Genomic DNA, 12,188 nt, shown 5'->3' with positions numbered 1-12,188 from the left:
GGTGGTACCACGGAACATCCGTCCTATATTATTTAGGAGGATGTTTTTTTAATTATTAGGAGGTTTTAATCGATGAACATGGAGCCTAAGTATAATCCACGCGAAGTTGAGGCTGGACGTTATGAAGAATGGGTAAAGAATGATTATTTCAAACCCTCAGAAGACAAATCAAAAGAGTCATATACAATTGTAATTCCACCACCCAATGTGACAGGAAAATTACACCTTGGACATGCGTGGGATACAACTTTACAAGATATTATTACGCGTATGAAACGTATGCAAGGGTATGACACACTATATCTACCTGGTATGGACCATGCAGGTATTGCTACTCAAGCAAAAGTAGATGCTAAATTAAAAGAACAAGGCATTTCTCGTCATGATATCGGACGTGAGAAGTTCCTAGAACACGCTTGGTCATGGAAAGAAGAATATGCGTCATTTATACGCCAACAATGGGCTAAATTAGGTTTGGGTCTAGATTATAGTAGAGAGCGTTTTACTTTAGATGATGGGTTAAGTAAAGCAGTAAGAAAAGTCTTCGTTGACTTATACAATAAAGGCATTATTTATCGTGGTGAACGTATTATTAACTGGGATCCTGAAGCTAGAACGGCTTTATCAGATATTGAAGTAATTCACGAGGATGTGCAAGGTCATTTCTATCATTTTAAGTATCCTTACACTGATGGTAATGGCTATATTGAAATTGCGACAACAAGACCTGAGACAATGTTAGGAGACACTGCCATAGTTGTTAATCCTAATGATGACCGCTATAAAGATGTAATTGGTAAGAAAGTTATATTACCAATTGTTGGTCGAGAGTTACCGATATTAGCTGATGAATATGTTGATATTGATTTTGGTAGTGGCGCTATGAAAGTAACGCCAGCACACGATCCAAATGATTTTGAGATTGGTCAACGACATAGTTTAGAGAACATTATTGTCATGGATGAAAATGGTAAAATGAACGATAAAGCTGATAAATATGCTGGATTAGATCGATTTGAATGTCGTAAACAATTGGTTGAAGATTTAAAAGCGCAAGATCTAGTCATTAAGATTGAAGAGCATGTTCATTCAGTTGGTCATTCTGAACGCTCAGGTGCTGTTGTTGAACCTTACTTATCAACGCAATGGTTTGTAAAAATGAAACCGTTAGCGCAACGTTCACTGGATAATCAAAAAACAGATGATCGAATCGATTTTTATCCACCACGTTTTGAGAACACTTTCAATCGTTGGATGGAAGAAATTAGAGACTGGACAATTTCTAGACAATTATGGTGGGGTCATCAAATACCTGCTTGGTACCATAAAGAAACTGGTGAAATTTATGTTGGTGAAGAAGCGCCTAAAGATATTGATAATTGGGTGCAAGATGAAGATGTTCTAGATACTTGGTTCTCTAGTGCATTGTGGCCATTTTCAACTTTAGGTTGGCCGAATATTGATGCAGATGATTTTAAACGTTACTATCCAACTAATGCACTTGTAACTGGATATGACATTATTTTCTTCTGGGTTGCAAGAATGATATTCCAAGGTCTTGAATTCACTGACAGAAGACCATTCAACGATGTTTTACTTCATGGTTTAGTTCGAGCTGAAGACGGTCGGAAAATGAGTAAATCATTAGGTAATGGTGTAGATCCTATGGATGTAATAGAAGAATATGGAGCAGATAGCTTAAGATATTTCTTGGCAACAGGATCATCACCTGGTCATGACTTACGTTATTCTACTGAGAAAGTAGAGTCTGTTTGGAATTTCATTAATAAAATATGGAACGGTGCGCGTTTTAGCTTAATGAATATAGGTGATGAATTTAAATTTGAGGATATCGATTTAACTGGAAACCTTTCATTAGCGGATAAATGGATCTTAACTCGTTTAAATGAGACGATTGAAACCGTTACTAATTTAAGTGAAAAGTATGAGTTTGGAGAAGTTGGTCGTGCGCTATATAATTTCATTTGGGACGAGTTCTGTGATTGGTATATTGAAATGAGTAAAATACCAATGAATGGTGAAGATGAAGCACAAAAACAAACGACACGTTCTGTTTTAAGTTATACACTAGATCAAATTATGAGAATGTTACATCCGTTTATGCCTTTTGTTACTGAGAAGATATGGCAAAGTCTTCCACATGAAGGCGATACGATTGTGAAAGCATCATGGCCAAAGGTTAGGGAAGAGCTTGTATTTGAAGAAAGTAAGCAAACGATGCAACAATTAGTTGAAATTATCAAATCTGTAAGACAATCTCGTGTTGAAGTAAATACGCCACTTTCTAAAGCAATACCTATTTACATTCAAGCCAAAGATGAAAATATTAAAGCAACACTAATTGAAAATGAAGATTATATTCATAAATTCTGTAATCCTAGTGAATTAACGATTGATACACATATTGATATTCCTGAAAAAGCAATGACTGCAGTGGTAATCGCTGGTAAAGTTATATTACCTTTAGAAGGTCTAATTGATATGGATAAAGAAATTGCACGCTTAGAAAAAGAATTAGATAAATTACAAAAAGAACTTGATCGTGTTGATAAAAAATTATCTAATGAAAATTTTGTTAATAAAGCGCCTGAAAAAGTTATCAACGAAGAAAAAGAAAAACAACTACGTTATCAAGAAAAATATGATGGTGTGAAAAACAGAATTGAACAATTAAAAGCATAGGAGAATCGCCAATGAATTACCTAGAGAGTTTGTATTGGATACATGAGAGAACTAAATTTGGTGTCAAACCTGGTGTAAAACGTATGGAGTGGATGCTAGATCGTTTGAATAACCCTCAATTAAATATTAGAGGCATACATGTTGGTGGTACAAATGGTAAAGGCTCAACTGTAGCATACATTAGAGCCGCTTTAGTGGAAAATGGTTATGAGGTAGGAACTTTTACTTCTCCATTTATTGAAAATTTTAATGAAAGAATTAGTCTAAATGGACTTCCAATTACAAATGACGAGATTGTTGAATTAGTCGAAATAGTTAAACCAATTAGTGAAGCTTTAGAGCAGGAAACAGAACTAGGTGGTGCTACTGAGTTTGAAATCATTACAACAATGATGTTTGTATACTTTGGACAAATTCACCCTGTTGATTTTGTTGTAGTTGAAGCAGGGTTAGGTATAAAAAATGACTCCACTAATGTGTTTAACCCAATTCTCTCAGTACTTACAAGTATTGGATTAGATCATACTGATATTTTAGGTAACACTTATTTAGATATTGCAAAAGACAAGGGTGCTATTATTAAACCTAATATACCTGTGATTTATGCTGTTAAAAATGAAGAAGCATTAAAATATATTAGAGACCTAGCTGAAAGTAATGAGGCGAAACCAATTGAATTAGACCGTGAAATTGTGGTTGTTTCACAAGAAGATGAATTCACTTATCGTTATAAGGGCTATGAGCTAGAAACAATTATTTTAAACATGCTTGGTGAACATCAAAAAGAAAATGCAGCGCTTGCAATTACTGCATTGATTGAGCTATATGAACAAGAAATTATTACGCTAGATTTTAATAAAATGATTGATGCTATTGAGAGTGTTAGTTGGACTGGTCGTATTGAACAAGTAAAAGAGAATCCATTAATCATTATAGATGGAGCCCACAATAACGAAAGTATTGAAGCTTTAATTGATACGATCAAGAATTATTATGATAACGAAAAAATGGACGTTCTTTTCTCGGCAATAAAAGGTAAACCAGTGCATGGCATGCTTAATAAACTTGAAGAGATCTCAAATCACCTATATTTCACTGAATTCGATTTCCCTAAAGCATTGACTAAAGATGAGTTGTCAGAACAAGTAAATTTAGAGCATATTGAATTTATTGATGATTATGTTTCTTTTATAAAAAAATATGATGGCAATGGGTTATTAATTACTGGTAGTTTATATTTTATAAGTGAAGTAAAAAGTAAAACTGAATTTTAAACTTGAATTAGTATATCCCCAAGTCATTTAGGATAACATTGTACCTAAATGACTCGGGGATATTTGATTATCACTAAATTTTAGTTATTGATAATGAAATTAATATTTTTCTTAAATACTATTATTTATTTATAAAATAAATAACATAACTCATTTACTTTCAAGGTGAAATAGTTATAATTAGTTTAGGTGATGCTAGTGTTATTAATATCTTATGTTTGTAGTGTTTTGTTTAGTTTTTTATACCATCTCACCAATACGAACAGTTTGAATTTGAATTATCTTGTTAGGCGTTCCAAGTGTGATTATTGCGGTCGTAAATTATGTTGGTTCGAATTAATACCCATATTTAGCTTTTTTATTTTAAAAGGAAAATCTAATTGTTGTAATCAAAAGTTAAAACGTCATTATATTTTTGGGGAATGCTTAGCTTTCTTAATTATACCTTTAATAATTAATTTTGATACTAATGTACACTTCTCTCTATTTATTACTACTTATTTATTCCTTCTTACAATGGCATTGTATGACCTTCAAACGTTAACAATTAATATAGTCATAATAATTCTATATACTATTGTATGTGCAAAAATCACGATGATTTATTTTTCAACCTTTATATTCTTCACTTTAATATTTCATCTATATTATTTTCTTTTTCCAAGACAAATAGGATATGGTGATATATTACTTTTAAGTATCTTATCTTGTTTTTTCCCATATCACTTTTATTTGATATTTCTTCTTTATACGCTAATAATCGCTATTATAGTTTCTTCAATTTTATTAATAATGAAACAGCAAACTTATATTCCTTTTGTACCATTCATGTTTATTGGTTTTATGATGACAAATTATTTATACCAGAGCACGCTATTATACATTTAGAAAGGTTGATCTAGTTTGAGAATTAAAAGTATGGCAAAGTCTGAATTACCTAGAGAGCGTCTTATTCACAATGGAGCAAAAAGTTTATCTAATAGTGAGTTATTAGCAATTCTTATAAATACAGGAAGACAAGGATTTTCAAGTTTAGATATTGCTAATGAATTAATGATTAGCTTTAATGGTTTGAAAGAACTAAAACATTTATCAATTAATGATTTAACAACAATTAAAGGAATTGGACTATATAAAGCAGTCATCCTTAAAGCTGCTTTTGAATTAGGTGAAAGAATGTATGCTAGAGATTTTAATGAAAAAATTAAGATAACATCACCAAGTGATGTATCTAATATTATGATGTCAAAAATGAAAGATTTGACTCAAGAACATTTTGTAGTACTTTTATTAAACTCTAAAAATATTGTGATAAAAGAAGAAACAATCTATAAAGGGACATTAAATTCTTCAGTAATACATCCACGTGAAGTTTTCAAAGCAGCTATTAGAGCATCTAGTAATGCGATTATAGTTTTACATAATCATCCTTCTGGCGATGTCACACCTTCTAAAGAAGATATTGAAACAACAATTAGATTAAAGGAATGTGGTGAATTACTAGGAATTCAAGTTCTTGATCATATAATTATTGGTGATCAAAAATATGCTAGTTTAGTAGAAGAAGGTTACTTTGACTTGAGTAATTAATGGTATCATTTGTTTAAAATATTAGTAATCCTGTATAATTGTGGTTGAAAAATTTTATAGAGGTGCATTATGACATTATTTTTAATAATAGGAATTTTGATACCAGTAGTTTATGTTCTTAGACTGACAATCAAAGAACATACGATTGGACTTAAGGAAATGTTCACGACAATTGTTTTATCTATGATAGGGATTGTCTTATTTTCTGTAATAGGTGTACTGATTAGCGGTCAAAATACTAATATAGCATCATTAATTTTTGCCTCGTTAATTACAGGGGTAATATAGGGACTATTATTATCAGGTGTATATAAATTATTTAACTATCTGACACATACATTTAAAAAATAAAACTAGCCATTGCAATATCAATCCTACAAGAATTGAGACATGGCTAGTTTAATAATTTATTGAATATAGGCTGATAGTACTTGGAAATTTTCCATAATCCAAAGTATGCCTTGATATCCTAAATATAATCCTAATAATATTAAGGCTGCAGATATTATAAATCTAAGAATTGCAAACCCAACTCTAAATAACAATATCACAAGTAATGCAATTAAAATGATACTCACAATACTCATTATCAACACTCCTCATGAATATCCATAAACGATAATATAACCTTATTATAAAGCATCTAGGATTAATTTGGAATCATACTTTAGTACATACCATTATCATGCTAAAGACTGATGTTGATATAGTATTATTCTATTATAATAAAGATTACTATTGGAGGGTATTTAATGCGTTTTTTTCTTAGTATTATAAAAAATATTATTGCAGTTATAGCTATTATTTGTATTATATATTTTGCATTAAAATACGCACCATTTCTAAGGGATCAAGATTGGAATCCGATAAATCATTCTATAAACAATGAGCAGTTGAATAACTCACCAAACAATTTAAATCGTCCTCATAACATATCAACAAAAGGTAAGCGTTATGTGCTTGAGGATAATGATATTTTACAAAATATCCCGGCAAGTCAAACAAGAAATGTATTTAAATACATAGATAAGAAAGAGTTTATGGCGGTATCATGCTTAGGAAGAATGGGATATAATGACAATTACATTGCTGGACAACGTAATGACGAATTCATTATTTATAAATTTGGTAGTGATCAGATAAAAGTATATCGAACTGAAATAGAAATGGAACAAGATTTGAATGCACTTGGTCAATATATTGAATTAAAGCCTTTTGATGCATATTAATTAAGTTTTCATAATTGAACTAGTTTATTTTCTACGTTATGGTTAAGTTATAAACTATATTTTAAAGGTTGGTGTGATACATGTCTGAACAATCTAAAGAAAAACAAGCAAATGAACAAGCTAAAGCACAAAATCTTTTCGCTAAATGGAGAAAAGATGAAAAACTTTATAGTGATGATGATAAAAAGGATAAAGATAAATAACTAAATTGAGTTCATACTGAGTTTATTAAGATTAGGTACCACTAACTATTTGACGCATTGCGTAATAGTCGTGATATCTAATCTCTTTTTTAATTAAAGATGTTGATATAGAATGAACTTAGTGCTTTATTTCAAACAACGAGTAATATAAAATAATAAAGGATGATTTAAATAAGAATTTGTAGAGGTGTTATAAGTGCAAAAGTTTTTTAAAAATAACAAATTAATTGTTGTTTTTTGTGCGGTTATAATTTTTATTGCACTGATTGGTTTGTCATTAAGGTCACATACACAATCACCTCCTGAACAATATGTGGGGGATTCTGTTTCTCTTGGGCAAAGAGTCGTGAGCTATCCTGTCAATTTTGTTACTGGAGCGATAAATAATCTTTTTAGCTCAAATAAAACAACTGACAACAAGAAAGTAAAACAACTAGAGGCTAAAAATGAAAAGTTAGAAGCGGAAAATAAAGATTTAAAAAAAGAATTAGATATGACTGATATTTCTAAATATGATCCAATTTCTGGTGCTGTAATCGCTAGAAATGCTGACCAATGGATGAATACAGTAATCATTGATAAAGGAAATAAAGACGGTGTTAAATCAAATATGGCTGTTATGACAGCTGAAGGTTTAGTTGGAAGAGTAACGAAAGTTAACCAATTTTCAGCACAAGTAGACTTATTATCTACTAACACTAGAACAGGTAAATTGTCTGTTAACATTCAACACGATTCTAAAAATGTATTTGGCTTAATCGACCAGTATGATAAAAAGAATCAAGAACTAGTCATTGGCAATATCAATAATAAAGATAAGATTTCAAAAGGCGATAAGGTCATAACTAGTGGGTTGGCCGATCAATTACCAAGTGATTTATACATAGGTGAAGTGACCAAAGTTGAAAATGATGAGTATGGATTAGCAAAAGAAGTTAGAGTTAAAACAGGCGCTAATTTATCCGATATTAGCCACATATATATCGCCAAAAAAGATCCTGACAACGCTGCCGATGAAAGCAGGGACAATTGATGAGAGTATTTTTGTACTTAATCGTTGGTGTAGTACTGTTTTACATTGACAGTATCATTGGACTTCTAATCCCAATGCATCTTGGTCATTTCGAGTTTAATTTTATTCCTCACTTAATTTTGTTGTATATTTTGTTGATAACGATTTATCGTGGCTTTGGAATCGGATTAATATTCGCAATTCTGTTTGGAATCGTAACTGATATATATGTCGGCAGTGTCTATGGATTATATATGTTTGGTTACTTAGCACTTGTCGTTATATTTGATAAATTTCTTAAAGTTTTTTATCGAGATTATACAATGATTTGTATTTTGAGTATTATTAGTATTATTGTTTTCGAAATTTACGTAGCAATTATTTATGGTGTGATTGGATTTGCTAATATTGATATAATCAATTTCATCTTATTAAGAATGATTCCAACTATTATATTAAATGTCATTTTACTTATTATACTTTTCCCAGTTTTTATAAAATTTATGAAAAAAACTCATATACAAGATTGACACCGGTATTTAGTAATGGTAAGATGCAATAGTTGAGTAGTTTTATAGCTACATACAACCGCTCAAATATAGGTTTAAGAACATTTTTAATGTCACCTATATATGGCGTGACTTATTAATATAGGAGGTGCAAAGTATGTTTGCTATTATCGAAACAGGCGGTAAACAAATTAAAGTAGAAGAAGGTCAAGAAATCTTCGTTGAAAAATTAGATGTTAATGAAGGTGACTCATTCACATTTGATAAAGTATTATTTGTAGGTGGCGATTCAGTTAAAGTTGGTGCCCCAACTGTTGAAGGTGCTACTGTTACTGCTACAGTTAACAAACAAGGTCGCGGTAAAAAAATCACTGTATTTACGTATAAACGTCGTAAAGACTCTAAACGTAAAAAAGGCCATCGTCAACCATATACTAAATTAACTATTGATAAAATCAACGCTTAATTTATGATTACAGTTGACATCACTATTAATGATAGTGGAAAAGTAACAGACGTTATTATGGATGGTCATGCTAATCATGGTGAATATGGACATGACATTGTTTGTGCAGGTGCCTCAGCGGTTTTATTTGGAAGCGTTAATGCAATTCTAGGTTTAACTTCTGAGAAACCAGACATTGACTATGAGGATGATGGAGGTCATTTTCATATAAGAAGTGTAGATACAAACAATGAACAAGCGCAATTAATTCTTCAAGCAATGTTAGTTTCTTTACAAACGATTGAAGATGAATATAATGAAAATATCAGATTAAATTACAAGTGAGGTGTATCCCGATGTTAAAATTAAACTTACAGTTCTTCGCATCTAAAAAAGGGGTAAGTTCTACTAAAAACGGTCGTGACTCAGAATCAAAACGTTTAGGTGCCAAACGTGCTGATGGTCAATACGTTACAGGCGGTTCTATTTTATACCGTCAACGTGGTACTAAAATTTATCCTGGTGAAAATGTAGGTCGTGGTGGCGATGATACATTATTCGCTAAAATCGACGGCGTTGTTCGTTTCGAACGTAAAGGTCGCGACAAAAAACAAGTTTCTGTATACGCAGTAGCTGAATAATTTTGTCTAGTTAACACCAGAAGTGAATACTTCTGGTGTTTTATTTTGTTTTAATACAAAAGTAGTAACTTTATAGTGTTAATTTTTCATGCTTTAATGGATAATGATATAATGTTGTCATTAAAGAACAAATCGTAAAAGAGGTGAGATATATGTTTGTCGATCAAGTTACAATATCTCTTAAAGCTGGTGATGGTGGTAATGGTATCACTGCCTATAGAAGAGAGAAATATGTTCCGTTTGGAGGACCAGCTGGTGGCGACGGTGGTAAGGGCGCATCAGTTGTTTTTGAAGTAGATGAGGGATTAAGAACATTATTAGATTTTAGATACCAACGTCATTTTAAAGCTAAAAAGGGCGAGAATGGGCAAAGTAGTAATATGCATGGTAGAGGTGCAGATGATTTAGTGTTAAAAGTACCTCCTGGTACAATAATCAAAAGTGTGGAAACTGATGAAGTATTAGCTGACCTTGTTGAAGATGGCCAACGTGCTGTTGTAGCTCGTGGTGGACGAGGTGGACGAGGTAATTCTCGTTTTGCTACACCTAGAAACCCAGCACCAGACTTTAGTGAAAATGGTGAGCCAGGTGAAGAATTAGATGTAATATTAGAGCTTAAATTATTAGCAGATGTTGGATTAGTTGGATTCCCTAGTGTTGGTAAATCAACATTATTGTCAATAGTTTCAAAAGCAAAACCAAAGATTGGTGCGTATCATTTTACTACAATTAAGCCAAATTTAGGTGTCGTTTCAACACCTGACAATAGAAGTTTTGTTATGGCCGATTTACCAGGTTTAATTGAAGGTGCTTCAGATGGTGTTGGATTAGGACATCAGTTTTTAAGACATGTTGAACGTACAAAAGTGATTGTTCATATGATAGATATGAGTGGATCAGAAGGTAGAGATCCATTTGATGATTACCAAATTATAAATAAAGAATTAATAAATTATAAACAACGATTAGAGGATAGACCTCAAATTGTGGTCGCTAATAAAATGGATATGCCCGATGCACAAGATAATTTAACTTTATTTAAAGAACAAGTAGATGATAGCATTACGATAATTCCTGTTTCTACAATTACAAGAGATAATATTGAACAGTTATTATACGCTATAGCAGATAAATTAGATGAAGTTAAAGATATTGACTTTAGCGTTGATAACGATGAAGAAATAGGTGTTAACCGTGTACTTTATAAACATACGCCTTCTCAAGATAAATTCACTATCACTAGAGACGACGATGGTGCGTATGTAGTAAGTGGTAATGCAATTGAGAGAATGTTCAAAATGACAGACTTTAATAGTGACCCAGCAGTAAGAAGGTTTGCTAGACAAATGCGTTCAATGGGTATTGATGATGCACTGAGAGAACGTGGCTGTAGTAATGGAGACATCGTTAGAATTTTAGGTGGAGAATTTGAATTTGTAGAATAGGAGTTGCTAACAGTGGACAACAAAGATTATAAAAAGTTTTACTTGATACGTGAAGATGTCTTACCTGAATCAGTGGTAAAAACATTAAAAATTAAAGATGCTTTAAAAAATAATCCGGAATTGTCCATTTATGAAGCTGTTAAATTATTTGATCTTTCACGTAGTGCATTTTATAAATATAGAGAAACAATCTTCCCTGTAGATGAAAAAATGTTAAACCATCGTGAATTTACGCTTATTCTTTATGTTAATGATATTGTTGGGATGTTAGCGCAAGTACTTAATAAGGTTTCTAAATTGCAATTATCTGTTCTTACTATACATCAAAGTGTACCAATGGAAGAGAAAGCTACGATAACATTATCACTTAGCGCAAAAGATACCACCATTTCAATTGATGAAATTATAAAGGCATTAAGAAATATTGAACATGTTTCTAAAGTTGAATTAATAAGTATGAGTATGTAAGGAAGGTAACGAATGTACGCTTATATTAGAGGTAAATTGACGCAATTATTTCCAACTCATGTAGTTGTTGAATCAACTAATGGGGTTGGATATGAAATTCAGACTCCAAATTCCTATCGATTTCAAAAATATTTGGAGAAAGAATTAGTAATTTATACATCTTTAATTGTTAGAGAAGATGCTCAGTTACTTTATGGATTTATTAATGAAGAAGAAAAAGATATGTTCTTAAGTTTAATCAAAGTTACAGGTATAGGTCCAAAGTCTGCATTAGCAATTTTAGCTACTAGTACACCAAATGAAGTTAAAATAGCAATTGAAAATGAGAATGATGCTTATTTGACTAAGTTTCCAGGTATTGGTAAGAAAACTGCACGTCAAATTGTGCTGGATCTAAAAGGCAAAGTTCAAATTACAAATGAAACAACTGAGACACTTTTAAGCATCAATGAAGAAAATTCAAATAACGAAAAACTAGTTAAAGAAGCATTACTCGCCCTAGAAGCTTTAGGTTACTCAAAACGAGAAATTTCTAAAGTTGAAAAAGTACTCAACAAATCAACATTTGATTCTGTTGATGAAGCAGTAAAACTAGGACTAAAAACACTTGTGTCTTAAATTATAAAAATCATATTATTTACAACTACTAATGTAACTGGGGGGAGAAAC

15 protein-coding genes and 2 other annotated features (1 of these 17 only partly in view) are annotated in these 12,188 nt (G+C 31.6%); of the genes, 14 read left to right on the top strand and 1 reads right to left on the bottom strand.

Annotated features, from left to right (window positions below; translation table 11 throughout):
* Nucleotides 1–29: a binding site (T-box leader), on the top strand (it extends 190 nt beyond the left edge of the window).
* A 43-nt stretch (nt 30–72) separates the two neighbouring features.
* The 4 genes from HMPREF3265_RS02415 to radC all read left to right on the top strand — a co-directional run bounded on the left by HMPREF3265_RS02415 (nt 73) and on the right by radC (nt 5,567).
* Complete coding sequence (locus tag HMPREF3265_RS02415; RefSeq protein WP_070678457.1) at nt 73–2,703, top strand: valine--tRNA ligase; 2,631 nt, start codon at nt 73–75, stop codon at nt 2,701–2,703.
* An 11-nt stretch (nt 2,704–2,714) separates the two neighbouring features.
* Nucleotides 2,715–3,977, top strand: a complete 1,263-nt coding sequence (locus tag HMPREF3265_RS02410; protein WP_070580851.1) for a bifunctional folylpolyglutamate synthase/dihydrofolate synthase — start codon at nt 2,715–2,717, stop codon at nt 3,975–3,977.
* Between the two features lie 192 nt (nt 3,978–4,169).
* On the top strand, nt 4,170–4,865 hold the full coding sequence (locus HMPREF3265_RS13075; RefSeq protein ID WP_076742256.1) for a prepilin peptidase: 696 nt from the start codon (nt 4,170–4,172) through the stop codon (nt 4,863–4,865).
* A gap of 15 nt (nt 4,866–4,880) precedes the next feature.
* Complete coding sequence (gene radC, locus HMPREF3265_RS02405; RefSeq protein WP_037550985.1) at nt 4,881–5,567, top strand: RadC family protein; 687 nt, start codon at nt 4,881–4,883, stop codon at nt 5,565–5,567.
* Nucleotides 5,568–5,974: 407 nt separating this feature from the next.
* Here radC and HMPREF3265_RS02395 read toward each other — a convergent pair whose 3' ends face one another.
* Entirely contained in the window at nt 5,975–6,154 is a 180-nt protein-coding gene (locus HMPREF3265_RS02395) for a hypothetical protein (RefSeq protein ID WP_011275566.1), read from the bottom strand.
* Between the two features lie 165 nt (nt 6,155–6,319).
* Between HMPREF3265_RS02395 and HMPREF3265_RS02390 the strand changes: the two genes are divergently transcribed.
* The 10 genes from HMPREF3265_RS02390 (at nt 6,320) to ruvA (ending at nt 12,137) form a co-directional block, all read left to right on the top strand.
* On the top strand, nt 6,320–6,796 hold the full coding sequence (locus HMPREF3265_RS02390; RefSeq protein WP_070580847.1) for a DUF4930 family protein: 477 nt from the start codon (nt 6,320–6,322) through the stop codon (nt 6,794–6,796).
* Between the two features lie 80 nt (nt 6,797–6,876).
* Nucleotides 6,877–6,999, top strand: coding sequence for a hypothetical protein (locus tag HMPREF3265_RS12790; RefSeq protein WP_011275568.1), 123 nt, complete (start codon nt 6,877–6,879; stop codon nt 6,997–6,999).
* A 196-nt stretch (nt 7,000–7,195) separates the two neighbouring features.
* A complete protein-coding gene (mreC, locus tag HMPREF3265_RS02385) occupies nt 7,196–8,032 on the top strand; it encodes a rod shape-determining protein MreC (protein ID WP_070580845.1) in 837 nt (278 codons plus the stop codon).
* Nucleotides 8,032–8,541 (top strand): rod shape-determining protein MreD, encoded by a 510-nt coding sequence (gene mreD, locus HMPREF3265_RS02380; RefSeq protein ID WP_070580843.1) that lies wholly within the window; start codon nt 8,032–8,034, stop codon nt 8,539–8,541. Before mreC ends, mreD begins: the two co-directional genes overlap by 1 nt.
* 46 nt (nt 8,542–8,587) lie before the next feature.
* Nucleotides 8,588–8,664 (top strand) — a sequence feature (ribosomal protein L21 leader region).
* A 13-nt stretch (nt 8,665–8,677) separates the two neighbouring features.
* Nucleotides 8,678–8,986, top strand: a complete 309-nt coding sequence (gene rplU / locus HMPREF3265_RS02375) for a 50S ribosomal protein L21 (RefSeq protein ID WP_002448968.1) — start codon at nt 8,678–8,680, stop codon at nt 8,984–8,986.
* Nucleotides 8,987–8,989: 3 nt separating this feature from the next.
* Entirely contained in the window at nt 8,990–9,310 is a 321-nt protein-coding gene (locus HMPREF3265_RS02370) for a ribosomal-processing cysteine protease Prp (protein ID WP_037536746.1), read from the top strand.
* An 11-nt stretch (nt 9,311–9,321) separates the two neighbouring features.
* On the top strand, nt 9,322–9,606 hold the full coding sequence (rpmA, locus tag HMPREF3265_RS02365; RefSeq protein WP_011275573.1) for a 50S ribosomal protein L27: 285 nt from the start codon (nt 9,322–9,324) through the stop codon (nt 9,604–9,606).
* 152 nt (nt 9,607–9,758) lie between these two features.
* On the top strand, nt 9,759–11,051 hold the full coding sequence (gene obgE, locus HMPREF3265_RS02360) for a GTPase ObgE (protein ID WP_070580842.1): 1,293 nt from the start codon (nt 9,759–9,761) through the stop codon (nt 11,049–11,051).
* Nucleotides 11,052–11,063: 12 nt separating this feature from the next.
* Complete coding sequence (locus tag HMPREF3265_RS02355; protein ID WP_070580841.1) at nt 11,064–11,519, top strand: ACT domain-containing protein; 456 nt, start codon at nt 11,064–11,066, stop codon at nt 11,517–11,519.
* A 12-nt stretch (nt 11,520–11,531) separates the two neighbouring features.
* Nucleotides 11,532–12,137, top strand: coding sequence for a Holliday junction branch migration protein RuvA (ruvA, locus tag HMPREF3265_RS02350; protein WP_070860965.1), 606 nt, complete (start codon nt 11,532–11,534; stop codon nt 12,135–12,137).
* The last annotated feature ends 51 nt before the right edge of the window (nt 12,138–12,188 follow it).

This window comes from Staphylococcus sp. HMSC62B09, assembly GCF_001839115.1.
GTDB classification, from domain to species: domain Bacteria; phylum Bacillota; class Bacilli; order Staphylococcales; family Staphylococcaceae; genus Staphylococcus; species Staphylococcus haemolyticus.
Note: the sequence above shows the minus strand (reverse complement) of the source record. Positions and strands in the feature narration are given on the sequence as shown.